Here is a 24,616-nt window from a genome sequence, read left to right as displayed (position 1 = left end):
GGACGTCATGCATCACACCGTGGTGGAACGCGAACTGGAGCTGCGGCTCGTCCTGTCCCCCGAGCGGAGCATCCCGGTCCCGGCCCGGCTCACCTACCGCTCCGCCGACCCCTACGCCGTCCACGTCGGCTTCCACGTCAACTCGGAGTGCCCGGTCCACTGGACGTTCGCCCGCGACCTGCTGGTGGAAGGGGTGTTCCGGCCGAGCGGGCACGGGGACGTGCGGGTGTGGCCGACGAAGTCGGAGGGCCGCAGCGTGGTGCTGATGGCCCTGAGCTCGCCCGACGGCGACGCCCTCCTGGAGGCGCCGACCGCCCAGGTGTCCGCCTGGCTGGAGCGGACGCTGCGCGCGGTGCCGCCGGGGACGGAGGGCGCGCGGCTGGGGATCGACGACGCGCTCGACCAGTTGCTCGCCCAGTGAGGGCGCCCGCGGATGGGGTCAGAACAGCTTGCCGGGATTGAGGATGCCCAGCGGGTCGAAGACGTGTTTGACGGCCCGCTGCATCTCCACGCCCACCGGCCCGATCTCCCGGGCCAGCCACTCCTTCTTCAGGACGCCGACGCCGTGTTCGCCGGTGATGGTGCCGCCGAGTTCCAGGCCGAGGGCCATGATCTCGTCGAAGGACTCCCGGGCGCGGGCGCACTCGTCGGGGTCCTGCGCGTCGAAGCAGACGGTGGGGTGGGTGTTGCCGTCGCCGGCGTGGGCGACGACCCCGATGGTCAGCCCGTGCTTGCCGGCGATGCGTTCCACCCCTTCGAGCATGTCGCCGAGCCGGGAACGCGGCACGCACACGTCGTCGATCATCGTCGTGCCCTTGACCTTCTCCAGGGCGATCAGCGAGGAGCGGCGGGCCTGGAGGAGCAGCTCGGACTCGGCGGCGTCGTCGGCCGGTACCACCTGGGTGGCGCCCGCGGCCTCGCAGAGCCAGCCGACGGCGGCGAGGTCGGCGGCCGGGTCCGCGGTGTCGAACGCGGCGAGCAGCAGCGCCTCGGTGGTCTCCGGCAGCCCCATGTGGGTGAGTTCGTTGACGGCCCGCACGGTCGTCCGGTCCATCAGTTCGAGCAGGGACGGCACATGGCCGCCCGCCATGATCCGGCACACCGCGTCGCAGGCGGCGGTCGCGGAGCCGAACTCGGCGGCCAGCACCAGCTGCTGCGGCGGCTTGGGCTTCAGCGCGAGGACGGCGCGCACGACGATGCCGAGCGAGCCCTCGGAGCCGACGAAGAGCCGGGTGAGGTCGTACCCGGCGACGCCCTTCGCCGTCCGCCTGCCGGTGGACATCAGCCTGCCGTCGGCGAGGACGACGTCCAGGCCGAGCACGTACTCGGCGGTCACCCCGTACTTCACGCAGCACAGCCCGCCGGACGCGGTGCCGATGTTGCCGCCGATCGTGCACATCTCCCAGCTGGAGGGGTCCGGCGGGTAGTAGAGGCCGTGCTCCTCGACGGCCCGGGAGAAGGCGGCGTTGACGACGCCGGGTTCGACGACCGCGACGCGGTCCACCGGCGAGATCTCCAGGACGCGGTCCATCCGGGTCAGGGACAGCGCGATGCAGCCGTCGACGGCGTTGGCGGCGCCGGACAGGCCGGTGCGGGCGCCCTGCGGGACGACCGGGACGCGCAGGTCGGTGGCCACGCGCATGACGTGCTGGACCTGCTCGACCGTGCGGGGCAGCACGACGACGGCCGGGGAGCCGGCCGGGCAGAAGCTCGCCATGTCGTTGGCGTAGGAGGCGGTCACGTCGGGGTCGACGAGGACCGCCTCGGCCGGCAGGCCCGCGAGGAGCCGGTCGGTGAGGTTGCTGGTGGCCTCGTCCCGAGGCGCTTCGATACGGCTCATGATCACAGCGTCGCACCCGGGGCCATCGGTGTGAACCCCGCCGGGCCCGCCCTTGGGCCGCCCGGACGCACTGGTCGTATTGACGCACAGTGAGCTGCATGTGCGCGCTCGAAAACCGACAGTCCGGGCCCGGTTCCTCGTTGCTCGCGGAGCCCGGGCCGCCGCGCCGGCGCCGGGTGCTGCGGCGGCTGCTGGTGGTCGCGCTGGCCGGCGGGGTGGCGGCCGGCGGGACGCTGCTGCTGTGGCCGCACGAGCCGCACCGCGCCGCCGCACCGCGCCCGGCGGCCGGGCCGCCGGCCTTCTCGGGCGCGCGGGCGGCGGCGGTGCAGGCGGCCGTGCTCGACGGCCTGCCGGCCGCGCTGCCCGACCTCACCTCGCTCATCGGGGCCCGCGAGCGGCGGGTGCGGGAACGGCCCAAGGACGCGGCGGCCTGGGCGGTGCTGGGGGCCGCGTACGTGGAGCGGATCCGGCGGACCGCCGGGACGGCCGACTATCCGAAGGCCGAGCAGGCGCTGCGGACCTCCCTCCAGGTGGCCGCCAAGGGCAACGCCGAGGCGCTGGGCGGGCTCGCCGCGCTGGCGAACGCGCGCCGGGACTTCGCCGAGGCCAGGCGGTTCGGTGAGGAGGCGTTGAAGGCGGCGCCGAAGCGGTGGTCGACGTATCCGGTGCTGATCGACGCCTGCGACGGGCTCGGCGACTACAAGGCGGCCCGGTCCGCGCTGGACAAGCTGACGGCGCTGAAGGTCGGGGCGGCGGCGCGGCCGGCCGTGATGGCGCGGGCCTCGGCGGTGTACCGGGACCGGGGCTGGCGCGAGGACGCGGCGGCCCAGGTGACGGACGCGGCGGCGGCCGCGCGGACGCCCGCCGAGCAGGCCGCCTATCTCACCCAGGCCGGACAGCTGGCCTGGGAGCGGGGTGAACGGGAGGACGCGCTGCGGCACTTCGAGGCGGCCGTGCGCCTGGACCGGGACGAGGCGGCCGCACGCGCCGGGCAGGGGCGGGCGCTGGCCGGGCTGGGCCGCACCGAGGAGGCGCTGGCCGCGTACCGGGAGGCGCTCGCGCACCGGCCCACCCCGCAGGTCACCCTGGAGCTGGCCGAGCTGTACGAGTCGCTGGGGATGACCCGGCAGGCGCACACGGAGTACGAGCTGATGCGCACCCAGGTGGAGGAGGAGCTGGCCGCCGGGGTCGACGACGACCTGCTGATCGGTCGGTACGAGGCGGACCACGGGGACGCCGAGGAGGGCGTGCAGCGGCTGACCGCCGAGTGGGAGCGGCAGCCCGGTATCGAGGTGGCGGACGCGCTGGGCTGGGCGCTGCACCGGGCCGGTGACGACCAGGAGGCCCTGCGGTACGCCTCGATCGCCACGGACTCGACGAAGGGCGGCGGGGTGCGCAGTGCCCTGTACGCCTTCCACCGGGGCATGATCGAGCGGGACCTGGACGAGGACGCCCCGGCCCGCCGTCACCTCCAGGACGCCCTGCGCTTCAACCCGTACTTCTCCCCGCTCCAGGCCCCGGTGGCGCGATCGGCCCTGGCGGCGCTGGGCGAACAGCCACCGGAGGAACCGCTGCCGGGCTGACGCCGGTCAGAGATTGCCGCGGCGGTCCTGCTCCCGTTCGATCGCTTCGAAGAGGGCCTTGAAGTTGCCCTTGCCGAAGCCCATCGAGCCGTGGCGTTCGATGATCTCGAAGAAGACCGTCGGGCGGTCCTGGACCGGCTTGGTGAAGATCTGGAGCAGGTAGCCGTCCTCGTCGCGGTCGGCGAGGATCTTCAGCTCGCGCAGGGTGTCGATCGGCACCCGGGTGTCGCCGACCCACTCGCCGAGGGTGTCGTAGTAGCTGTCCGGGGTGTCCAGGAACTCGACGCCGGCCGCGCGCATGGTCCGTACGGTCTCGACGATGTCGTTGGTGTTGAGCGCGATGTGCTGGACGCCCGCGCCGCCGTAGAACTCCAGGTACTCGTCGATCTGGGACTTCTTCTTGGCGATGGCCGGTTCGTTGATCGGGAACTTGACCTTCAGGGTGCCGTCGGCGACCACCTTGGACATCAGCGCGCTGTACTCGGTGGCGATGTCGTCGCCGACGAACTCCTTCATGTTCGAGAAGCCCATGACCCGGTGGTAGAAGTCGACCCAGTCGTTCATCCGGCCGAGTTCGACGTTGCCGACGCAGTGGTCGACGGCCTGGAAGGTGCGGCGGGCCGGGGGTGCGACGATCGGGGCCGCGGCGGCGAACCCCGGGAGGTAGGGGCCGTCGTAGTGCGTGCGTTCGACGAGGGTGTGGCGGGTCTCGCCGTACGTGGCGATCGCGGCCAGCACCACCGTGCCGTGCTCGTCCTTCAGCTCGTAGGGCTCGGCCACCGACCGGGCGCCGTGCTCGATCGCGTACGCGTGGGCGCGGCGCGCGTCCGGGACCTCGATGGCGAGGTCGACCACGCCGTCGCCGTGCTCGGCGACGTGCTGCGCGAGGAAGTGGCCCCAGGGGGTGGCGGGCTTGATGACGGAGGTGAGGACGAACCTCGCCGAGCCGTTCTCCAGCACGTAGCTCGCGGTCTCGCGGCTGCCGTTCTCCGGTCCGGAGTACGCGACCAGCCGCATGCCGAACGCGCTGGAGTAGTAGTGCGCGGCCTGTTTGGCGTTGCCGACGGCGAAGACGACCGCGTCCATCCCCCGGACCGGGAAGGGATCGTCCTGCCGGGCCGTGGTGACGGGAGCGTGCTCTGTGGTCTGCGTCATGTCCGAAGGGTGAACCCGGCGGACAAGGTGCGCAATAGTTCTGATTCCGGCTGGGCAATATGCTCAGCGGTACGACCGTTTCGGCGGACTTTCTGTACAGGGTGACCATCCGGAGGCAGGCATGGCGATCGATCATCTGGACGGGCGGATCCTGGTGCTGCTGGCCCGGGAGCCGCGGATCGGGGTGCTGGAGATGTCGCGCCGGCTGGGGGTGGCCCGGGGGACCGTGCAGGCGCGCCTCGACCGGCTTCAGTCGAACGGGGTCATCCAGGGGTTCGGCCCCCAGGTGGACCCGGCGGCCCTCGGCTACCCGGTCACCGCGTTCGCCACGCTCCAGATCCGGCAGGGCCAGGGGCCGGACGTCCGCGCGCACCTGGCGGGCGTGCCGGAGGTGCTGGAGCTGCACACCACGACCGGCACCGGGGACATGCAGTGCCGGCTGGTCGCCCGCTCCAACGCCGATCTCCAGCGGGTGATCGACCGGGTCGTCGGTTTCGACGGCATCGTCCGGGCCTCCACGGCGATCGTCATGGAGAACCCCGTCCCGCTGCGGATCATCCCCCTGGTGGAGCAGGCCGCGGCGGACAGCGACGGGGTCTGACCGGCGGGGAATGACACCGGGAGACGACGCCGGGAGACGACGCCGGGAGCGGGAGACGACGCCGGGAGCGGGAGGCGACGCCGGGAGCGGGAGGCGACGCCGGGAGAGTCACAAGGGAGTGGGTGCAAAGAAGTTGATGCAAAGGACACGTTGCAAAGGACTCTTTGCATCGCTACTCTCGGACCCATGAGCGAACCCCGGGACCCCCAGGTCCGCGATCTCGACGCACGCTCCCTGCGCGGCCTCGCCCACCCGCTGCGGATGCAGCTGCTGGACGCCCTGCGCTACGGCGGGCCGGCCACCGCCTCCCAGCTCGCGGAGAGACTGGGCGAGTCGAGCGGGGCCACCAGCTACCACCTGCGCCAGCTCGCGGCGCACGGCTTCGTCGTGGACGCGCCCGAGCGGGGCAAGGGCCGCGAACGCTGGTGGAAGGCGGCACACCAGGGCCTGCGCTTCGACGACGCCCTGCTCACGGACACCGACCCGGTCGTCCGCGGCGCCGCCGACATGTACCTGCACGAGATCGCCACCACCCAGATCAGGAACCTGTCGACCTGGCTCGGCACCCGCGCCGAATGGCCCGAGGAGTGGAACCGCGTCTGGGACATGAGCAGCGCCACGCTACGGCTCACCCCGGAACTCGCCCAGGAACTGACCGAGAAGATGCACGCGCTCGTCGACACCTACCGCGACAGGGCCGGCGAGGACGAGAGCGTCACGCAGGTACGCGTCCACACGCACCTCTTCCCCATCGAGACGGACTGAGAGGCCCACCGAGATGCTGCACCCCGAGACCCACCTCGCCCTGCACCACACCCGAACAGCGGAACTCCACGCCGAGGCCGAGACCCACCGCCTGGCGAGGGAGGCGAAGCCGGAGCGAGAGCTCCGCGCGCGAATCGGCTGGACGCTGGTGGAGATAGGCCTCCGCCTGGCAACTCCGGTTCCGACGTCAGCGCCCCTTTAGGGGCGCGGGGAACTGCGCGAGCAACCCCCACCCACCGGTCACCCGGAACTCAACAGCCGGCGACCTTCTGCCCCTTCTCCAACGCCACCAGGTCGGAGACGGCCCCCTTGAGACTGGTCACCGGCACCAGCCTCAGCCCCTTCGGCAACTCCGCCTTCGCGTCACCGCACTCGTCCCTCGGCACCAGGAACACCGTCGCCCCGTCCCGCCGGGCCGCCTGCGTCTTCAACGCGACCCCGCCCACGGCCCCCACCGTCCCGTCGGCGGTGATGGTCCCCGTACCGGCGATGTTCCTGCCCCCGGTGAGGTCTCCCCCGCTCCCGTTGCCGTCGAGCTTGTCGATCACCCCGAGCGAGAACAGCAGCCCGGCGCTCGGCCCGCCCACGTCCGCCAGCTTCAGGGTCACCTTGACCTTGTCCGCACTCAGCCCGAGGTACTTCAGCGCGGCCTGGGCCGCCGCGTCCTGCGACTGCCGCATCTGCTCGGTGTTGTGCTGCTCGATCTCCTTGACGTCGCCACCGCTCGGATACACCGAGTCGCGCGGCATCACCGCCCGGTCCGTCCGGAACCAGTTGCCGACGACGTCGCCCAGCGACACCCGCGCGTCCGGCCCGGTCGCCTCGATCGTCGTCATCCGCAGCTGCCCGCTGGTGGTGCGGGTGGGCGCCCCGGCGACGGTGATCACCGGGGTTCCCTGGTTGTCGCCGAGGACGTTCGCCGTCATCCCGGGCTGGGCCACCGAGAACGGCAGCGGCGCGAAGACGGCCGTACCGATCAGAGCCACGACGGGAACCGCACACACGGCGATGGCCTGGAGACGCGTGAGACGTGAGAGCACGGAGTCAATCTAACGTGGCGACCTGTTCCGGCCATCGCCCCGACCCCGCTCACCGCGCATCTCCACGCACACCGCACGGGCCGCCCGGCCCCGGCCGAGGGCGGCTAGCGCAACGCCTCCGCGACCTCCCGCGCGGCGTCCATCACGCGTGTCCCCACCCGTTCCGGGACGGAGTCCGCGAGCATCACGACGCCGACGCTCCCCTCCACCCCGGTGACCCCGAGCAGCGGAGCCGCGGCCCCGCTCGCCCCGGCCTCCAACTCGCCGTGCGTCAGCGTGTATCCGGGGTCGTCGCGCGGCGAGTGCCGGGCGGACAGGATCGCCCTGCCGGCGGCCCCCCGGTCCAGCGGATGCCGGAACCCGGCCCGGTACGCCACGTGGTAGTCGGTCCAGCTCGGCTCGACCACCGCGACCGCGAGCGCCTCCGTCCCGTCGACCAGCGTCAGATGGGCGGTCGCCCCGATGTCCTCGGCGAGCGAACGGAGCGCCGGCAGGGCGGCCTCCCGTACGAGCGGATGCACCTGCCGTCCGAGGCGCAGCACCCCCAGCCCGACCCGGGCTCGCCCGCCCAGGTCACGCCGTACCAGCGCATGCTGTTCAAGGGTGGCGAGCAACCGGTACACCACGGTCCGGTTCACGCCCAGTTTGTTGGATAGCTCGGTGACGGTCAGCCCGTGGTCCGTGTCGGCCAGCAGTTTGAGGACCCTGAGGCCCCGGTCGAGCGTCTGAGAGGTCTCCGCGGTCACGACGCCCACTCCTTAAGTGGTGAGGTCGACGACCTCCGACGCGGCGGTTGCGTCGCCGAGTCCCGTCAGCGACGCGCTTCAGAGGCCGCCGATCGGCAAGGCGGCCCGGCGGCTCCGGGCCCAGTCGCTTCACGGCTGCGCTCCGCGGCGGCGCTGCCACGGGGCGTGTGCGTAGCCGGACAGTAGCGAAGCGGGTTCGCTGAGCGGAAGTCTGCGTCCAGAATCCGGTCAGACGCCGGTACGGACTACCTCGGTATGTGCCGTTATATACGCGGTGTTCTGCCGATGTCACCGCATCCGCGTGGCCCACTCCTGCACCTTGGCGATCCGCTGCCGCAGCTGTCCGGCCGTGGCCTCCGCGCTCGGCGGCCCACCGCAGACCCGGCGCAGCTCCGTGTGGATCACCCCGTGCGGCTTGCCGCTCTGGTGGACGTACGCGCTGACCATGGTGTTCAGCTGCTTACGCAGCTCCATCATCTCCTTGTGGGAGACGACGGGCCGCCGCTCCGCCGGGAGTTCGAGGAGATCGGCCTCGGTGTCCGGCTTCTTGCGGCTGTGCGCGATCTGCCGGGCCTGCCGCTTCTGCAACAGCAGCTGCACCTGGTCGGGTTCGAGGAGCCCCGGGATACCGAGGTAGTCCTGCTCCTCCTCGCTGCCCGGGTGGGCCTGCATGCCGAACTCGGCGCCGTCGTAGAGGACCCGGTCGAAGACGGCCTCGGACTCCAGAGCCTCGAAGGCGAACTGCTCCTGCTCGCCGGTGTCCTCGTCCTGCTCCTTGTTCGCCTCCTCCATCTCCTTCTCGGACTCGGCGTACGGGTCCTCCTCGCCGTTCTTCTTCGGCTTGTCGAGGGCGTGGTCGCGCTCGACCTCCATCTCGTTGGCGAAGGTCAGCAGGTCGGGGACGGTCGGCAGGAACACCGACGCGGTCTCGCCGCGCCGCCTCGACCGCACGAACCGGCCGACGGCCTGGGCGAAGAAGAGGGGGGTGGAGATGGTGGTGGCGTAGACGCCGACGGCCAGCCGGGGCACGTCGACGCCCTCGGACACCATGCGCACGGCGACCATCCACCGGTCGTCACTCGCGCTGAAGTCGTCGATCCGCTTGGACGCGCCGGTGTCGTCGGAGAGGACCAGCGTCGCCTTGCAGCCCGTGATCTCGCGGATCAGCTTGGCGTAGGCGCGGGCCGAGTCCTGGTCGGAGGCGATGACGAGGGCGCCCGCGTCCGGGATGCCCTTGCGCACCTCGGTCAGTCGCTGGTCGGCGGCGCGCAGCACGGCCGGCATCCACTCGCCGCGCGGATCGAGCGCCGTCCGCCAGGCCTGGCTCACCGCGTCCTTGGTCATGGGCTCGCCGAGCCGGGCGGCGATCTCGTCACCGGCCTTGGTGCGCCAGCGCATGTTGCCGCTGTAGGAGAGGAAGATGACCGGGCGCACGACGTGGTCGGCGAGCGCGTTGCCGTACCCGTAGGTGTAGTCGGCGGCGGACCGCCGGATGCCGTCCTGCCCCTCCTCGTAGGTCACGAAGGGGATCGGGTTGGTGTCGGACCGGAACGGCGTACCGGTCAGGGCCAGCCGCCGGGTGGCCGGCTCGAACGCCTCCAGGCAGGCCTCGCCCCAGGACTTGGAGTCACCGGCGTGGTGGATCTCGTCGAGGATGACGAGGGTCTTGCGCTGCTCGGAGCGGTTGCGGTGCAGCATGGGCCGCACGCCGACACCGGCGTAGGTGACGGCGACCCCGTCGTACTCGCGGCTGAGCGGTCCGGCGCTGTACTCGGGGTCGAGCTTGATGCCTATCCGCGCGGCGGCCTCCGCCCACTGCTTCTTCAGGTGCTCGGTGGGCGCGACGACCGTGACCTGCTGCACGACGTGGTGGTGCAGCAGCCAGGAGGCGAGCGTCAGCGCGAACGTGGTCTTGCCGGCGCCGGGGGTGGCGACGGCGAGGAAGTCGCGTGGCTGCTCCTGGACGTACTTCTCCATGGCCCCCTGCTGCCAGGCCCGCAGCTTGCTGGCGGTACCCCAGGGCGCCCGGCCCGGAAAGGCCGGCGAGAGGTGGTGGGAGTTGGAGGAGGACGGGGAAGCGGCGGTAGTAGTCACGGTCTCCGTAGTAGGGGGTCGCGAGGTGTACGAGGGTCGGGCGGCTACGTATGACAACCGGGCCACCCTACCGGCGTGCCGTGGCTGTCAACGCGCGGACGAGGCCGGGTCACCCCGGGGTGGGACCCACGTCACAGATCACGGAGCCGGGTCACCGATCACCGAGCCGGGTCACCGATCACGGAGCCGGGTCACCGATCACCGAGCCGGGTCACCGATCACGGAGCCGGGTCGTCACCCAGGCCCCCGCGAGTGCCACGGCCGCCATGGGCAGGAACACGGCGGCGAAGGCGGCGGAATGGGAACCGGAGCCGGCCGTACCCGTCATGCTGCCGCCGCCGAGGGCGGCGAACGCCGCGCCGGTCGCGGCGAGCAGCACCACGTTGGACAGGGCGTCGGAGATCTGGAGGGCTGCGGAGTTGGCACCGGCCTCCTCAGGAGCGGAGAGCCGGAGCATCAGGACGCTGGCCGAGGCGATCACCAGCCCCATCCCGAAACAGCCGAAGGCCCAGGCGACGGCGACGATCCACACCGGCACGGCGGGCAGGAGCACACTGGGCGCGGTCGCGACCGCCGCGGCGACCAGCACCATGCCCAGGGTCATCAGGCGCTCCCGGTGGGCCTGCATGCCCGGCCGCGCCTGCACCCACGAGCCCGCCGCCCAGGTCACCCCGCCCGCCGCCAGCGAGAACCCGGCGAGCGTCGGGGACAGCCCCCGCTGGGTGACGAGCATCAGCGGTACGAAGGACTCGGCGGCGACGAAGGAACCCGCCGCGAGCCCGCGCAGCAGCACGACCGAGGGCAGGCCGCGCGCGGCGCGGTAGGTGCCGCGGGGCAGCAGCCCGAGCACGGCCGGTACCAGCAGCGCGGCGCCGGCGGCTCCCGGCAGCAGGGACAGCCAGCGCGGGTCCTGGGCCGCGTACTGGAGCAGTCCCGCGCCCACGGAGATGCCGAGGGCGAGCCGGATGCGCCGGCGGTCGAAGGCCTCCTGGCGGCCGCCCGGCACGGGACCGCCGGCCCGCCGCCGTATCTGCGGCAGCGCGAGCGCCACCGGGAGGACCACCAGCACCGGGATCCCGAGGAACACCCAGCGCCAGCCGAGCTGTTCGGTGACGGTTCCGGCGGCCAGCGGCCCGACGATGGACGGCACGACCCAGCCGGCCGCGAAGGCGGCCATGATCGCGGGCCGCAGCCGTTCCGGGTAGGCCCGGCCCACGACCACGTACAGGGCGACGATGACCAGTCCCCCGCCGAGGCCCTGCACGGCCCGCCCCAGGATGAACACCCACATGCTCTGGGCGGTCCCGGCCACGACGAGCCCGGCGGCGAAGGCCCCGATCCCGGTGGTCAGGGCCCCGAGCGGCCCCCTGCGGTCCGACCACTGCCCGGCCAGCACCATCCCGAACAGACTGGTCGTGAAGTACCCGGAGAAGGCGAACGCGTACGACGACACCCCGTGCAGTTCCCGGGCCGCGACCGGCATCGCCGTCCCCACGGCCGTCGCCTCGAAGGCGATCAGCAGCACGACGGACACGATCCCGATGCTCAGCGCCCGGTACGACCGCCCCAGCACACCCTCGTCATCGACGCTGTCGGCGGTCTCATCTGCGACGACGGCGTCGCTCGGCTCAAGGGCGGTCATGCTGACCACGGTAAGGCCCAAGTGTCACTTTGGCCCCTGTCGGGAGCCGTACCCCACCTCGGACCTTGGTCGTAGACCCCCCTCCCCGTCCCGTTTCATGAACGCCGTATGGCAGTCCCGTTGCACCCCCACCGGTCCCCTTGCCCCCCTCCCCCACACCCTCATACCTTCGTCTCACCGACACGGCCGTGTGCCCGAGTGGCTTAGGGACTCGCCTGCAAAGCGAGGTACGTGGGTTCAATTCCCGCCACGGCCTCTTACTGCCTGACCAGGCAGAAGAAGAGGGCGGCACCTATCAGGGGTGCCGCCCTCTTCTGGTTCCGGTCACCAGCCGACGGCGACCAGGAGCCACTGCGGGTCGGCGTGGGAGATGAAGGAGGACTGGCCTGCCACGTCGTCGTAGGGGAAGCCGTAGGCGAGGTGGCTGATGGCGTTGTCGTGCCAGAACTTCGCGTAGTAGTTGGCGGGGGCCGCCGTGTAGAACTGGGCCGGGTCGGACTGCTGCGAGGCCGGCAGGGTGGCGACGTGGCGGTTGAGGGCGGCGCACATGGTGGGGTCGGCCGCCAGGGAGGCCGCGCAGCCGAAGATGTCGGAGGTGGCCGCGGTCACGCCGACCGACTGGGCGTACGAGGTGAAGTAGTTCGCGTTGGCGCCGCCCGCGCGGAAGCTGGGGTCGCTGCCGGGCGCGATGATCCGGTACGGGGCCTGGGTCTGGGCGAGGACCTTGAACTGGCCGGGAACGGCGTCGGTGAAGCGCTGGAAGGTGGTGGCTCGGTCCTCGGCGAAGGTCTGCCGGTTCTCGCCGACCTCGGTGTCGTAACCGTCCTTGGTGTGCAGGCGCATGGCCAGCTTCAGGCCGAAGGCGTCGACCCGGGTGGTGTTGCCGTTGAAGACGTGGTCGCCGACCGTGAACTCGATGAAGTCGTAGTACGGGCTGGTGGGCGAGCCCAGGTAGAAGTACATGCGGCCCGCGGAGTTGGCCGGCATGTCGAGGTAGGGCTGCTCGGCGATGGAGTGGGTCTGGCCGTTGAAGCTCCAGTACACCTGGCTGTCGGGGTACTTGCCGTTGGTGCGGTTGAGGATCTTCACCTCGACGGCGTTGTTCGCGGCGGGTATGTCGCTGGTGCTGCCCCAGAAGTCGTCCGGCGGGGTGGTGGAACCGGGGCCGTAGACCTGGAACTCCCAGAGTGAGTAGCCGTACGGGGTGGCCCGCGTGGTGCCGTAGAGGCGGACGTAGCGGCCGCTGCCGGTGACGGTCAGGTTCTGGGTGCCGCCGGTGCCGGTGGTGGTGGAGTAGACGGTGGTCCAGGTGGTGGCGTCGGTGGAGGTCTGGATCTGGAAGGTTTTCGCGTAGGCGGCCTCCCAGTCGAGGGTGACGCGGGTGAGCTGCTGGACGGACCCCAGGTCGACCTGGAGCCACTGCGGGTCGGAGAAGGCCGAGGACCAGCGGGTGCCGGTGTTGCCGTCGACCGCCGCGCTCGCGGGGAAGGACGCGTTCTCGGTCGAGAAGGCGGTGGCCGGCCTGCCCTGGGACAGCAACTGGTCGGCGGCGTGCGCGGGGGACGGTGCGAGGGCCGCGAAGAAGGCGGCGATCAGGACGACGACCAGACCGAGAGCCATGCGTGGGCGCACGGCGTCGGCCGGTGGTCTGCGGGTGGTGAGCACGCTGACGGAACTCTGCATGCGGGTCTCCTCAAGCCGGTTCGGCGTGCGTGGGGATGGAGCGACAGCAGACGGGCGAGCGTTCCCTCGGGTTGTAGACCCACCGACGCCCGCCGTCAACAACTGAACCCGAAATCACTTGAGTTGTGGCTTCGCGGCCGGAAGCGGGACCACCGCCTTCAGCTCTCGACCGCATGGCGGGCCCCGGGACGAGCCGGCTCTACAAGGCTTGACGCATCCGGTCTGGACCTGCGCGGGGAGCGGGGAGACCGGCCGGAGCGGCCCTGTCCCCCGTGCGAGCTACACGCAGGTGTCCTCCGCGTGGTGACGATTCCCGGGCGGCCGGTCCATAGCGTTCTGACCAGTCGCGGCGGTCGGGCCGCGCGTCCCTGGGAGGAAGTCATCATGAGGGTGGTCTGGCAGCTCCTGGCCGTCGCGGCCGTCTCCTTCGTCGGCGGGCAGGCGCTCGCGGCGGTGGACGGGAACTGGTTTCTCACGCTGGTCGTCGGCCTGCTGACGGCAGTGGCCGCGGTGCCGGTCTACCGGTGGGTGGTACGGCGGACCGAGCACCGGCCCGTCACCGAGGTGGGGCGGGAGGGCGCGCGCCCGGCGTTCGCGCGCGGGGCGCTCGTCGGGGTGACGGCGTTCACCGGGGTCATCGTGAACATCGCCCTCCTCGGCGATTACACGGTGCACGGAGTGGGGTCGGTGGCGAGTGCCGTGGGGCTGGTGGGGTTCATGGCCGCCGCCGCGGTCACGGAGGAACTGCTGTTCCGGGGCGTGCTGTTGCGGATCGTCGAGGAGCGCTTCGGGACGTGGATAGCGCTCACCTCGACCGGCGCGCTGTTCGGGACGATGCATCTGTTCAACGAGCACGCCACCGTCTGGGGCGCCCTCGCCATCGCGATCGAGGCCGGCGGCATGCTGGGCGCCTCGTACGTCGCCACCCGCACCCTGTGGCTGCCGATCGGCCTGCACTTCGGCTGGAACTTCGCCGAGTCGGGCATCTTCGGCACCGAGGTCTCCGGCAGCGGGTCGCAGCAGGGGCTGCTGGATGCCACGACCTCGGGGGCACGGCTGGTCACCGGTGGCGAGTTCGGGCCGGAGGCCAGCATCTACTCGGTGCTGCTCGGCGTGCTGGTGACGGTCGTGTTCCTGCGGCTGGCTCGGCGGCGGGGTCGCCTGATGCCCCGTCGTCGTCCGGGCGCCACGGCCGACGCGGTCGCTACCGGGGTGAATTCGCGGCGCTCCGGCCTTCGGGCCGGGAAGTGAAGCGCATCTCATGTGGGGGCGACGCGGAGCATCGCGATGTTGTCCAGGCGTAGCCGGGCAAGCCACCGGCCGGTGACATCTCGCGCACATGTTCCCGACGACAGCAGGCGTTCGAGTTTCTAGGGTGATGGTCATGCAGCTCCGGTATGCGTTCAGGCTCTACCCGAATGCCGGTCAGCGCACCGCGCTGGCCAGGGCTTTCGGGTGTGCCCGGATGGTGTTCAACGACGCGGTCCGTGCCCGCGAGGACGCCCGGAAGGCCGGGCAGCCGTTCCCGGCGGCCGGAGAGCTATCTAGGAAGCTGATCACCGAAGCGAAGCGGACGGCGGCACGCTCCTGGCTGGGCGAGGTCTCCGCCGTCGTCCTCCAGCAGTCCCTGCGGGACGCCGAGGCCGCCTACCGCAACTTCTTCGCCTCCCTCAAGCACACCCGTAAAGGACCCAGGACCGGCCCGCCCCGCTTCAAGTCCCGCAAGGACGCCCGGCAGTCGGTCCGGTTCACTGCCAACGCCCGCTGGACCATCACCGACAGCGGCCGTCTGAGCCTGCCGAAGATCGGCGCGGTGAAGGTGAAATGGTCCCGCACCCTGCCCGCCACACCGTCCTCCGACACCGTCGTCAAGGACGCGGCCGACAGGTACTTCGCCTCCTTCGTCATCGACACCGATCCCGCCACCGACCAAGCACGGATGCCCCACACTGATCAGACCGTCGGTATCGATCTCGGCCTCACGCACTTCGCCGTCCTATCCGACGGCACGAAGATCGATTCCCCGCGCTTTTTGCGGCGGGCGGAGAAGAAGCTGAAGAAGGCCCAGCAGAAGCTGTCCCGTAAGCAGAAGGGGTCGAAGAACCGGGCCAAGGCCCGCCTCAAGGTCGCCCGCGCCCACGCCAAAATTGCCGATGCGCGCCGTGAGTTCCACCACCAGCTCTCCACGAAGCTGATCTCCGAGAACCAAGGGATCGCCGTGGAGGACCTGTCGGTGGCGGGACTGGCCCGCACCAGGCTGGCCAAGTCCGTGCACGATGCCGGATGGGCATCGTTCCTCAGCATGCTGGAATACAAGGCTTCCCGGTACGGCCGTGTCCTGGTCAAGACCGGCCGGTTCGAGCCGACCTCCCAGACCTGCTCCACCTGCGGCATCAAAGACGGGCCCAAACCCCTCAGCGTCCGGGAATGGACCTGTACCGCCTGCGGCACCGTCCACGATCGGGACACCAACGCCGCGATCAATGTGAAGACGGCCGCCGGACTGGCGGCATCGGCCTGCGGAGCGCCGGTAAGACCAGGAGCGATCCCGGCACAGCGCGAAGAAACAGGAAGCCACGGATTCCCGACCGGAAACCGTGCCGCATAGTGGCACGGCAACACGTCGAGAAGGCCAGAATCCTCGCCCTTCAGGGGCGAGGAGCATGTCAAACTGCCTTGGTGATCAGTCCTCGGCAGTGGGCCGACCGGTGGCACCGGCTGGACGTCACGGTCCGGGATCTGCCGCTCGGGCTGCTGCTCCTGGCCGGTTCGTTCCTGCCGGCGCTGCACGGCAAGGGGACGCAGGTCGGGGATGTGCCGACCCGCCCGATCGACGCCCTGGCCCTGCTGGCGCTCGCCCTGGAGTGCCTGCCGCTGGCGGTGCGCCGGCGGTGGCCGGCCGGCTGTCTCGCCCTGGTGTCGCTCGGCTTCGCCGTCGACCAGCTGCGTGGCTACCACTCGGTCGCGGGCACCGCGCTGCCCCTCGCACTGATCAGCACCGGGGCCCATCTGACCCGGCACCGGCGGGCCGCCGCGCTGGTGTTCTCGGCGGCCTACGTGCCGTTGGCGGTCGCGCTGTACCGGCTGGGGTCGGGCGGCGAGACGGTCACCGGGTTCGTGACCTTCTACCTGGTGCTGGTCCTCGCCTGGGGCGCCGGGGCGTGGCTGCACGGCAGCCGGATCGCGGAGGCCGAACACCGGCGGCGGGTCGCCGAGGACACCCGTGCCGCCGAACGCACCCGGATCGCCCGCGAGTTGCACGACGTGGTGACCCACCATGTGACGGCGATGGTGGTGCAGGCCGAGGCGGCACGGTATCTGACCGCCGCGCCCGAGCGGCTCGACCAGGCCCTGACCGCCGTCAGCGACACCGGCCGACGGGCCATCGCCGACCTGCGCCATCTGCTCGACCTGCTCAACCCCGGTCACGGTGCCGACCGCGGCGCCGATGTCAGGACGCCGCCGGCGGGGCGGCTGCTCACCCTTGTGGAACAGACCCGGCAGGCCGGGCAGCCGGTGGAGTTCACCGAGGAGGGCGCCCCGACGCAGCCCGCGGGCAGCGCCGACCTGGTGGCCTACCGGGTGGTGCAGGAGGCCCTGACGAACGCCCTCAAGTACGCCCACGGCAGCCGCACCTCGGTCCGGGTCCGGCACGGCGAGAAGGAGATCACCGTGGAGATCGACACAGCCGGACCGGTAGTGACCGGGGAGACCACGGACGAACCCGGCACGGGCGGCACGGGTGCGAGCGCCGGCACTGGCAGGACCGGCACGGGCGGCGCGGGTGCGGGTGGGGTCGGCGCGGGGAGGACCGGCGTGGGTGGGCGTGGCGTGGGCCGGGTGGGGACGGCCGGCGTGGGCAGGTTTCGTTCGGTGTCGGTGTCGGTGTCGCCCGGTGGCGGCGGGCGTGGGCTCGTCGGGCTCCGGGAGCGGGTGGACGTCCTGGGCGGTGAGTTCAGCGCGGGGCACGCGGCGGACGGCGGCTTCGTCGTCCGGGCCCGGATACCCTCGGGGAACCCCGCGTGACCGGCGTGGTCGAGGCACCGCTGCGGGTGCTGGTCTGTGACGACCAGGTGCTCATCCGCACCGGCCTGGCGACGATCATCGACGCCCAGCCGGATCTGGAGGTGGCCGGTGAGTGCGGGGACGGCCGGAGCGCGGTCGACCTGGCCGGCCGGCTGCGCCCGGACGTCGTGGTGATGGACGTCCGGATGCCGGTCCTGGATGGCATCGAGGCCACCCGGCTGCTCGCCGGAGCGGGGGTGCCGCATCCCGTGAAGGTGCTCGTGGTGACGACCTTCAACCTGGACGAGTACGTCTACGAGGCACTGCGCGCGGGTGCCAGCGGCTTCCTGCTCAAGGACGCCCCGCCGGACCGGCTGCTGCACGGCATCCGCACCGTGGCCACCGGCGCCGCCCTGCTGGACCCCGAGGTGACCCGGCAGTTGGTGGGCCGGTACGCCGCCCGGATCCGGCCCGCCGACGGGGGCACCCCGCACGACGTCCCGCTGACCCCGCGCGAGCTGGAGGTGCTGCGGCTGATCGCGGACGGCCGGTCCAACAGCGAGATCGCGGCGGCCCTCGTGATCAGCCAGGAGACCGTCAAGACGTTCGTGTCCCGCATCCTCACCAAGCTGGGCCTGCGCGACCGCGTCCAGGCCGTCGTCTACGCCTACCGGCGGGGCTTGGTGACCTGAGGACCCGGACCGGACCCGGCACCGGCGTCGGCCCCGGCGTCGGCCGACGGGGCCAGCCGTCTACAGGACCCCGCCCGCCTCGTCCTGGAACAGTTCCGTCCAGTAGTGCCAGTCGGCGTCGGTCGTGGTGGGGGTGGGGTCGATCGCCGCGAGGGTGTGCAGCATGGTGGCGGCGAGCTGGTCGTAGGCGTCCGTGGTGAGTTCGAGGTGCAGGTGCTCGTCGATGGTGCGCTCGTGGTGGAGCAGCCAGAGCGTGTAGGCGAGGGTGGAGATGTCGGTGTTGAGGGGGTAGAGCGTCGCCTCCGGCTCGGAGAAGTTGAGGATCGCGCCCGTGCCGCCGTCCACGACGAGGCTGTTGTCCTCCACCAGGTGGCCGAGGCGTATGAGCCGGTCGGCGTGGGCCGGGAGGTCCTCCATGGGGAAGCCGCCCGGGTGGATGTCGGCGAAGTACTCGGTGAGCGTGGGAAGCGAGGCGTCCGGGTCGAGGTGGAACAGGACGGCACGCTCGGGCAGCCCGGTCTCGCGCAGGAAGCGGCGGGTCGGCTCGTGGGTGAGCGTCGGCGGGAAGTCGACCTCCTCGAAGCGGGCCACCCGGCCCTGCCCGAACTCCTGGTCCAGGAGCCGGGCCGGCAGGTCGAGGCTGAGCCCGGAGCCCGTGCCGGGTCCTGCGACCAGGCTGAGGGGGCGGATCAGAGCCGTCGCCTTCCAGTACGGCGGGACCCGGCCCGCCGTGCCCTCCTCGAAGAGCTCCAGGAGCTTGCGGGAGGCCTCGGTCGCCACCTTCGTGCCGTACGTCCCGGCGAGGGAGGCGAAACGGCCGCGCAGGCCGGTCAGTTCCTCGGTGACGGCGGCGAACCGCAGCAGGGTCTCCAGCGAGGGGGCGAGCGGGCGCGGGTCGGTGGGGCCGACGAGGTGGGCCGTGGAGATCTCGCCGGTGCCGCCGTCGAGGAGGATCGACTCCGGGTCCAGACCGGCGGGCGCGAGCAACTCCCCTATCACCAGCCGGTCCCGCAGCTCCTCCGCGAGACGGGACGGGCCGTCCGTGACGTCGGCGAGGGTGCGCAGGCCCGCCGTGCGCAGCGGCTCGAAGGTCAGCAGGCCGTCGGTGTCGGGCAGTCCGGGGCCGGTGAGCCAGCTGCGCGTCGGTTCGTGCGTGATGTATCGGTCCAGTTCAGCCTCGGTCAGCGTGATCGCCGCCGCACCGCTGCCGGTCGTGCTGATCGTGCTCATCGCTGCCCCCGCGATCAAAGAGTTCAAGTCGTGCAAGTGGGTCGGGTGGATCGGATGGGTCGGGTGGTGCGCCGTACGTCGTCGAGCAGGGCGTGGTGTGCCGTTCGGGCTTCCCCTCCGAACCGGCCGTCCCCACTGCCCAGAACACTACGCCGCGGCACTGACAACGCCCCGTGGAAGAGACGCCAGGCAACCCTGGCCCGTTCCGCCCCGGCGAGAATCCCCGCCACCGTCCGTTCCACGCCCGGCACCGAGGTCGTCCGGCCACGGACCCGACGACCGGACCCGGCGACCGGACCCGGCGACCGGGGCCGCCGTCGCCGCCGGCAGGCCCCGTGATCACGACGACCCCTCGCGGAGCCGTCCGGTCACTGGGTGACCACGGCCGCCTGCGGACGGATCGGCAGGCGGTTGACCGGGCGGCCGGTGGCCGCGCGGACGGCGGAGGCGATGGCCGCGGGGGACGTCACGACCGGTACCGCGCTGACCGACTTGGCGCCGAAGGGGGCCACCACGTCCCGCTCCTCGACCAGTTTGACGATCCGGATGTCGGGTGCGTCCAGGGCGGTCGGCAGGGCGTAACCGGTGAGGTCGGGGTGGCGGATCAGACCGCGCGGGGTGCGCAGGTTCTCCGTCAGGGCGATGCCGACGCCCTGCGTGACACCGGCCTCGATGCGGGCGTTGAGCTGTGCCGGGTTGAGGATCCGGCCCACGTCCTGGGCGACCGCCAGCTCCACCACCCGTACCGAGCCAAGTTCGATGTCGACGTCGACGACCGCGCGGATCGCGCAGAAGGCGAGACCGACGAAGGCGTCGCCCTGGCCGTCGGCGTTCAGCGGCTCGGTGGGGTGCGGCCGGCACTGCGCGGTGGCCCACAGCTCCTTGCCGTCCAGCGCCTCGGTGACCGTGGTCGACAGGACACCGTCGTACGAGGTGATCTTGCCGTCGGTGATCTGGAGCAGTTCGGTGGACATGCCGAACTTGTGGGCGAGGGGCTGGAGGAGCTGGGTGCGGACCATCTTCGCGGCGCGTTCGACCGCGCCGCCCGAGACCCAGGTGTGGCGGCCGCGGCAGCCGGGGCCCGCGGGCGGCTGGTCGGTGTCGACGGGCGCCACGTGGACCTCGTCGATGCCGAGCGTCTCCTGGACGATCTGCCGGGCCAGCGTGGTGAAGCCCTGGCCGGTCTCCACGGCCGCGCAGAGCACGGTCGCGATGCCGTCGTGGACCTTGACGGTGGCCGTCGAGACCTCGTCGGCGCCCTCCGCGCCGAGCATGTGGACCATGCCGAGGCCGTAGCCGACGCCCCGGCGCACCGCGCCCGGCTCGCCCGCGCCCTCGGGGCCGCCGGGCAGCAGCCACTCGTCCTCGGGGGTGTCCTTGGGGAGCTGCGGCAGCGGGAAGTCCTGTACCGCCTGGAGGAGTTCGGCGACGGGGGCCGGGCAGGTGACGGTCTGGCCGATGGGCAGGACGTCACCGGTCGCGAGCGCGTTGCGCAGGCGGATCTCGGCCGGGTCCAGGCCCAGTTTCTTCGCCAGCTTGTCCATCTGCGCCTCGTAGGCGGCGCACACCTGCATGGCGCCCTCGCCGCGGACGTGACCGGAGGGCGGGTTGTTGGTGCGTACGGCCCAGCCCTCGATGAAGGCGTTCGGGACGACGTAGGGGCCGCAGGCGAAGGAGACGGCGGCGGCCAGGGACTCGGCGGAGGTGTCGGCGTAGGCGCCCGCGTCGAGCAGGATCTGCGCCTCGACCTTGACCAGCCTGCCCTCGGCGTCGGCGTGGTGCCGGTAACGGAGCAGGGTGGGATGGCGGTGGGCGTGGCCGAGGAAGGACTCCTCGCGCGTGGCGGTGAGTTTGACCGGGCAGCCGGTCTTCAGGGCGAGCAGGCCGAGCGGCAGCTGGAAGCCCTGGTCCTCGCGGTCGGCGGTGGCGCCGGGCACCCCGGTGACGACGATCTTCACCTGTTCGAGCGACAGGCCGTAGCAGGCGGCGGCCGTGTTGCGGTCCGTGTGCGGGTCGGTGGAGGCCAGGTACAGCTCGACCCCGCCGTCCGGGCGGGGCACGGCGAGGCCGGCCTCGGCGCCGATGGGGGCGGGGTCGGCGCGGCCGATGCGGTACTGGCCCTCGACGACGATCTCGCCGGTCGCGTCCGGGTCGCCGTGCTGGAGCGGGATGTGCCGGATCAGGTTGCCGTCGGGGTGCAGCGGCTCGGCCTCGAAGGACTGCTCGGGGTCGATGACCGGGTCGAGGATCTCGTACTCGACGATGACGGCGGCGGCGGCCATGCGGGCGGTGTCGGGGTGGTCGGCGGCGACGGCGGCGATCGGCTCGCCGTGGTGGCGGACGACCTCCGAGGCGAACACCGGGCGGTCCGGGGTGCCGCGCCCGTGGCGCGGGGTGCCGGGGACGTCCTCGTGGGTGATCACGGCCCGGACGCCGGGCATCTCGCGCGCGTGGCTGGTGTCGACGGACACGATGCGCGCGTGCGGGTGCGGGGAGCGCAGCACGGCCGCCCACAGCAGGCCCTCGGCCCACAGGTCGGCCGCGTACGGGAAGGTGCCCTCGGTCTTCGCGCGCGCGTCCGCGGGCGGCAGCGACACGCCGAGGCCGTGCGGGGGCTCGGGTGCGGCGGCGGGGGCCTCCGCGGCGGTGGTCGTGGTGACGGTCTCGTTGGTCACGCCTGGCCTCCGTCCGGGCCGTAGGGCTGGTCGTCGTAACCCTGGCCTTGATCGCCGAACGTCTGGTTGCCGCCGAACGTCTGGTCGCCGCCGAAGGACTGGTCGGCGTTGAACGACTGGTTGCCACCGAAGGACTGGTCGGCGTTGAACGACTGGTTGCCACCGAACGTCTGGTCGCCGCCGAAGGACTGGTTGCCTCCGAACGACTGGTCGGCGTTGAACGACTGGTTGCCGCCGAAGGACTGGTCGTACGACTGCTCGTGCGGGACGTGGATGCCCGCCCCGAACGTGCCCGGGGAGTCGAACGCCGACGCGTTGACGCCGCCGGCGCCCGGTCCCGCCTGATGCGGGATACGGGCCTCGTCGCCGTCCGTCTCGGCGTCGGCGGCGGCGTGTGCCTCGCGTTCGGCGACGACGTCCTGGACGGCGTCCAGGACGCCCCGGTAGCCGGAGCAGCGGCAGAGGTTGCCGCACAGGGCCTGGCGGGTCTCCAGCTCGGTCGGGGCCGGGTTGCCCTCCAGCAGGTCGTGGAGGGTCATCGCCATGCCGGGGACGCAGAAGCCGCACTGGACCGCTCCGCAGCGGGCCAGGGCGCGCTGGACGTCGGAGGGCCGGCCGTCCTGGGCGAGGCCCTCCACGGTGCGCACCTCGCTGCCGGCGGCGGTCACGGCCGGAACCAGGCAGGAGGCCACGAGACGGCCGTCGACCTGGACGTTGCAGGCGCCGCACTCGCCCTGCGAGCAGCCGTCCTTGGCGCCGGCCAGGCCGAGGCGCTCCCGCAGGACGTAGAGCAGGGACTCGCCGATCCAGGCGTCGGTGACGGGGCGGTCCGTGCCGTTGACCCGCAGGACGTAGGAGGCGAGGGGGTGGTCGTCGACCGCCTCGGTCTCGCCGTCGTCGGGTTCTGCCCCGTCCGCACCGCCGGTGTGGTTCTCGTCGTCGGGTGCGTCCGTTTCGGCCCGCTCCCCGACCGCATCCGGTTCACCGGTTCCGCCCGGGCCGTCGGCCGCCGCGGGCTCGTGGGCGTGCTCGTGGCCGTGCTCATGTGCCGCGGCCCCGGGCGGTCGGCCCGTTTCGGAGGGTCCGCCCGTTTCGCCCTCCTCGGCACCGCCGGCCGCAGGCGGGCCGTCAGCGGGCCCGGGGGCGTGAGCAGCGGGCGGAGTGGGGCCGTGCCGCGACGGGGCGCCAGCGGGGGCTCCAGGGGCCTCCGCGGGGTGCTCCCAGGTCTGGGTCTCCGTCGCCCAGGGGGCGGGGGCACCGCCCGGGAGGGTCGACGGGGGTGTGCCGCCCCACTGCTCCATGAGCGCGGATGTGGTGAACTCGCCGGATTCGTCCGGAGTATCGCCACTTGCGACCGGAATCGACCACTGCCCGGTCACATCGTGACCGGGCGCGGGCGGCGGTTCCTCGTACGTCCACTGCTGCGTCGAGGCGGGGTTGTACGTGAACCGGTCGCCGCCGGACTGCTCCTGGGGGACCGCGTCGGGGTCGGGCCACCGGCCTCCCTCGCCCGGCGCGCCCCAGGTCTCGCTGTCCGGAGCGACCGCTATCTGCGGCGGTACGTAACCGTGTCCGGGCGCGGCCAGCGGACTGTCACCGGACAGCAGGGCCTCGATGCCGCCCTCGGGGAGCTTCACGAACGCGGTCGCACCGTCGTCGTAGTCGCCCTGGGGCAGCGGGTCCCACCGGCCGCCACCGGAGGGCGCACCCTCCGCGTGCTGGTCGTCGGTCATGACAGCGCCCTCCCCAGTGCTCGTCGGGCCAGCGCGGCGACGGTGCGCCGCAGGTGCAGTACGGCGGGCGGAAGCGTGGGCACCGAGCCGTCGGGCTCGGGGGCCGGGTCCGGGATGCAGGCGGCGGCCACGTACTCGCCGAACGCGGCCAGCGCCTCCGGGACCAGCGCCCGGTCGTTGTCCCAGTCGATGAGCCTCGCCACCCACTGCTCGGCCTCCAGGGGCCGCAGCGGCATCGGCGCTATGGCACCGACGGCACATCTGACGCCGCGCCGCGCGGGGTCGAGGACGAGCGCCACGGAGGCCACCGAGCGGCCCGGACCGGTGCGTCCGGTCGCCTTCAGGAAGACCTGCGGGGCGTGCAGCAGCGGCACCCGCACGAAGCCGATCAGCTCGCCCGCGCGGAGCATCTCCACGCCGGCCAGCAGGTGCGACACCGGGATCTCCCGGCGGGACCCGCCGGGCCCCGCGATGATCAGCGTCGCCTCCAGGGCGGCGAGGACCGGCAGCGCGTCGCCGGTGGGCGCGGCCGTGGCGATGTTGCCGCCCAGGGTGCCCGCGTTGCGGATGTGCGGTGGACCGGCGGCCCGCGCGGCGGCGGCGAGCGCCGGGATCAGCGCGGCGAAGTCGGGGCGCCCCATGCGCGCGTGTGTGAGGCCGGCGCCGAGCAGCGCGTTGCCGTCCTGGTACTGCCAGCCGCGGATCTCGCTGATCCGGCCGAGACCGACGAGCGCGGCGGGCCGCAGCTGCCCGGCGTTGACGGCGGCCATCAGGTCGGTGCCGCCGGCCACGGGGACCGCGGCGGGCATGTCGGTGAGGGCCGCCACTGCCTCGTTCAGCGTCGTGGGCAGCGTGACGGACTGCCCCGCCTGCGGTGCGTGCGTGGTCAAAACCGGCTGCCCCTTCCCGCTGCCCCACCTGGTCCCACCTGTGTGGCCGTACGGTACGTGCTCACAGGGCGGACGTGGCAACTCTGGCACATCTTCGCAAGCCTCGAACGCACGGGTCCGCTAGGAGGCATTCGCCCACCTCACCGGCGGCATGGACCGTTTTCACACGCCATCACCGGTGAGTCCTGATTGACACTCTTCGGTGACCCTTGAGGTCTTTTTCCATTACGCGTTCGGGGCGG

General features: G+C 72.2%; 20 protein-coding genes and 1 tRNA gene. 10 read left to right on the top strand and 11 right to left on the bottom strand.

All coding sequences use genetic code 11. From position 1 onward, the window contains the following. Positions 1–7: 7 nt before the first annotated feature. Positions 8–421 carry an SsgA family sporulation/cell division regulator gene (locus AAW13_RS30595; RefSeq protein ID WP_046734690.1) on the top strand — a complete coding sequence of 138 codons (414 nt, stop codon included), beginning with the start codon at positions 8–10 and terminating at the stop codon, positions 419–421. An 18-nt stretch (positions 422–439) separates the two neighbouring features. On the opposite strand, the gene AAW13_RS30590 is transcribed toward AAW13_RS30595, so the two are convergent. After that, positions 440–1,846 carry an FAD-binding oxidoreductase gene (locus tag AAW13_RS30590; protein WP_046734689.1) on the bottom strand — a complete coding sequence of 469 codons (1,407 nt, stop codon included), beginning with the start codon at positions 1,844–1,846 and terminating at the stop codon, positions 440–442. Between the two features lie 92 nt (positions 1,847–1,938). On the opposite strand from AAW13_RS30590, the gene AAW13_RS30585 reads away from it, so the two are divergent. Further along, entirely contained in the window at positions 1,939–3,423 is a 1,485-nt protein-coding gene (locus AAW13_RS30585; RefSeq protein ID WP_071659732.1) for a tetratricopeptide repeat protein, read from the top strand. A 6-nt stretch (positions 3,424–3,429) separates the two neighbouring features. Here the strand turns inward: AAW13_RS30585 and hppD are convergent, their stop codons facing one another. Further along, complete coding sequence (hppD, locus tag AAW13_RS30580; RefSeq protein WP_046733410.1) at positions 3,430–4,578, bottom strand: 4-hydroxyphenylpyruvate dioxygenase; 1,149 nt, start codon at positions 4,576–4,578, stop codon at positions 3,430–3,432. Positions 4,579–4,699: 121 nt separating this feature from the next. On the opposite strand from hppD, the gene AAW13_RS30575 reads away from it, so the two are divergent. The 3 genes from AAW13_RS30575 to AAW13_RS47085 all read left to right on the top strand — a co-directional run bounded on the left by AAW13_RS30575 (position 4,700) and on the right by AAW13_RS47085 (position 6,146). Then, positions 4,700–5,179 carry an Lrp/AsnC family transcriptional regulator gene (locus AAW13_RS30575; protein WP_046733411.1) on the top strand — a complete coding sequence of 160 codons (480 nt, stop codon included), beginning with the start codon at positions 4,700–4,702 and terminating at the stop codon, positions 5,177–5,179. A 186-nt stretch (positions 5,180–5,365) separates the two neighbouring features. Continuing rightward, the gene (locus tag AAW13_RS30570; protein WP_046733412.1) at positions 5,366–5,944 is read left to right on the top strand and encodes an ArsR/SmtB family transcription factor; all 579 of its coding nucleotides are present in this window, start codon (positions 5,366–5,368) and stop codon (positions 5,942–5,944) included. Positions 5,945–5,960: 16 nt separating this feature from the next. Then, on the top strand, positions 5,961–6,146 hold the full coding sequence (locus AAW13_RS47085; RefSeq protein ID WP_046733432.1) for a hypothetical protein: 186 nt from the start codon (positions 5,961–5,963) through the stop codon (positions 6,144–6,146). A gap of 49 nt (positions 6,147–6,195) precedes the next feature. Here the strand turns inward: AAW13_RS47085 and AAW13_RS30560 are convergent, their stop codons facing one another. The 4 genes from AAW13_RS30560 to AAW13_RS30545 all read right to left on the bottom strand — a co-directional run bounded on the left by AAW13_RS30560 (position 6,196) and on the right by AAW13_RS30545 (position 11,466). Continuing rightward, positions 6,196–6,984 (bottom strand): S16 family serine protease, encoded by a 789-nt coding sequence (locus tag AAW13_RS30560; RefSeq protein WP_046733413.1) that lies wholly within the window; start codon positions 6,982–6,984, stop codon positions 6,196–6,198. A 104-nt stretch (positions 6,985–7,088) separates the two neighbouring features. After that, the gene (locus tag AAW13_RS30555) at positions 7,089–7,730 is read right to left on the bottom strand and encodes an IclR family transcriptional regulator (protein WP_046733414.1); all 642 of its coding nucleotides are present in this window, start codon (positions 7,728–7,730) and stop codon (positions 7,089–7,091) included. Positions 7,731–8,018: 288 nt separating this feature from the next. Next, positions 8,019–9,824: a DEAD/DEAH box helicase gene (locus AAW13_RS30550; protein ID WP_046733415.1), complete on the bottom strand. Its 1,806-nt coding sequence runs from the start codon at positions 9,822–9,824 to the stop codon at positions 8,019–8,021. Positions 9,825–10,035: 211 nt separating this feature from the next. Further along, positions 10,036–11,466: an MFS transporter gene (locus AAW13_RS30545; RefSeq protein WP_046733433.1), complete on the bottom strand. Its 1,431-nt coding sequence runs from the start codon at positions 11,464–11,466 to the stop codon at positions 10,036–10,038. A gap of 184 nt (positions 11,467–11,650) precedes the next feature. On the opposite strand from AAW13_RS30545, the gene AAW13_RS30540 reads away from it, so the two are divergent. Next, a tRNA-Cys gene (locus AAW13_RS30540) sits at positions 11,651–11,722 on the top strand. Between the two features lie 68 nt (positions 11,723–11,790). Here AAW13_RS30540 and AAW13_RS30535 read toward each other — a convergent pair. Then, the gene (locus AAW13_RS30535) at positions 11,791–13,149 is read right to left on the bottom strand and encodes a beta-1,3-glucanase family protein (RefSeq protein ID WP_046733416.1); all 1,359 of its coding nucleotides are present in this window, start codon (positions 13,147–13,149) and stop codon (positions 11,791–11,793) included. 384 nt (positions 13,150–13,533) lie between these two features. On the opposite strand from AAW13_RS30535, the gene AAW13_RS30530 reads away from it, so the two are divergent. The 4 genes from AAW13_RS30530 to AAW13_RS30515 all read left to right on the top strand — a co-directional run bounded on the left by AAW13_RS30530 (position 13,534) and on the right by AAW13_RS30515 (position 17,846). Continuing rightward, on the top strand, positions 13,534–14,400 hold the full coding sequence (locus tag AAW13_RS30530) for a CPBP family intramembrane glutamic endopeptidase (RefSeq protein WP_046733417.1): 867 nt from the start codon (positions 13,534–13,536) through the stop codon (positions 14,398–14,400). A 133-nt stretch (positions 14,401–14,533) separates the two neighbouring features. After that, positions 14,534–15,757, top strand: coding sequence for an RNA-guided endonuclease InsQ/TnpB family protein (locus AAW13_RS30525; protein WP_046733418.1), 1,224 nt, complete (start codon positions 14,534–14,536; stop codon positions 15,755–15,757). Positions 15,758–15,828: 71 nt separating this feature from the next. Then, positions 15,829–17,175, top strand: coding sequence for a histidine kinase (locus tag AAW13_RS30520; RefSeq protein ID WP_046733434.1), 1,347 nt, complete (start codon positions 15,829–15,831; stop codon positions 17,173–17,175). A gap of 5 nt (positions 17,176–17,180) precedes the next feature. Beyond that, a complete protein-coding gene (locus AAW13_RS30515) occupies positions 17,181–17,846 on the top strand; it encodes a response regulator (protein WP_046733435.1) in 666 nt (221 codons plus the stop codon). A 60-nt stretch (positions 17,847–17,906) separates the two neighbouring features. Here the strand turns inward: AAW13_RS30515 and AAW13_RS30510 are convergent, their stop codons facing one another. The 4 genes from AAW13_RS30510 to AAW13_RS30495 form a co-directional block, all read right to left on the bottom strand. After that, the gene (locus tag AAW13_RS30510; RefSeq protein WP_206306294.1) at positions 17,907–19,076 is read right to left on the bottom strand and encodes an SUKH-4 family immunity protein; all 1,170 of its coding nucleotides are present in this window, start codon (positions 19,074–19,076) and stop codon (positions 17,907–17,909) included. A 368-nt stretch (positions 19,077–19,444) separates the two neighbouring features. Beyond that, positions 19,445–21,751, bottom strand: coding sequence for a xanthine dehydrogenase family protein molybdopterin-binding subunit (locus tag AAW13_RS30505; RefSeq protein WP_046733419.1), 2,307 nt, complete (start codon positions 21,749–21,751; stop codon positions 19,445–19,447). Beyond that, entirely contained in the window at positions 21,748–23,484 is a 1,737-nt protein-coding gene (locus AAW13_RS30500; RefSeq protein ID WP_046733420.1) for a 2Fe-2S iron-sulfur cluster-binding protein, read from the bottom strand. The genes AAW13_RS30505 and AAW13_RS30500 overlap by 4 nt, the downstream gene beginning before the upstream one ends. Next, complete coding sequence (locus AAW13_RS30495; RefSeq protein WP_046733421.1) at positions 23,481–24,374, bottom strand: FAD binding domain-containing protein; 894 nt, start codon at positions 24,372–24,374, stop codon at positions 23,481–23,483. The genes AAW13_RS30500 and AAW13_RS30495 overlap by 4 nt, the downstream gene beginning before the upstream one ends. Positions 24,375–24,616: the final 242 nt, after the last annotated feature.

It is taken from the genome of Streptomyces humi (genome assembly GCF_001005085.2).
In the GTDB taxonomy this organism is placed as follows: domain Bacteria; phylum Actinomycetota; class Actinomycetes; order Streptomycetales; family Streptomycetaceae; genus Streptomyces; species Streptomyces humi.
Note: the sequence above shows the minus strand (reverse complement) of the source record. Positions and strands in the feature narration are given on the sequence as shown.

Excerpts from the sequence above, each read along its gene's own strand:
- AAW13_RS30595 (WP_046734690.1), top strand. The coding sequence starts at position 8 with ATGCATCACACCGTGGTGGAACGCGAACTGGAGCTGCGGCTCGTCCTG.
- AAW13_RS30585 (WP_071659732.1), top strand. The coding sequence starts at position 1,939 with ATGTGCGCGCTCGAAAACCGACAGTCCGGGCCCGGTTCCTCGTTGCTC.
- hppD (WP_046733410.1), bottom strand. The coding sequence starts at position 4,578 with ATGACGCAGACCACAGAGCACGCTCCCGTCACCACGGCCCGGCAGGAC.
- AAW13_RS30575 (WP_046733411.1), top strand. The coding sequence starts at position 4,700 with ATGGCGATCGATCATCTGGACGGGCGGATCCTGGTGCTGCTGGCCCGG.
- AAW13_RS30570 (WP_046733412.1), top strand. The coding sequence starts at position 5,366 with ATGAGCGAACCCCGGGACCCCCAGGTCCGCGATCTCGACGCACGCTCC.
- AAW13_RS30545 (WP_046733433.1), bottom strand. The coding sequence starts at position 11,466 with ATGACCGCCCTTGAGCCGAGCGACGCCGTCGTCGCAGATGAGACCGCC.
- AAW13_RS30535 (WP_046733416.1), bottom strand. The coding sequence starts at position 13,149 with ATGCAGAGTTCCGTCAGCGTGCTCACCACCCGCAGACCACCGGCCGAC.
- AAW13_RS30530 (WP_046733417.1), top strand. The coding sequence starts at position 13,534 with ATGAGGGTGGTCTGGCAGCTCCTGGCCGTCGCGGCCGTCTCCTTCGTC.
- AAW13_RS30525 (WP_046733418.1), top strand. The coding sequence starts at position 14,534 with ATGCAGCTCCGGTATGCGTTCAGGCTCTACCCGAATGCCGGTCAGCGC.
- AAW13_RS30510 (WP_206306294.1), bottom strand. The coding sequence starts at position 19,076 with ATGAGCACGATCAGCACGACCGGCAGCGGTGCGGCGGCGATCACGCTG.
- AAW13_RS30500 (WP_046733420.1), bottom strand. The coding sequence starts at position 23,484 with ATGACCGACGACCAGCACGCGGAGGGTGCGCCCTCCGGTGGCGGCCGG.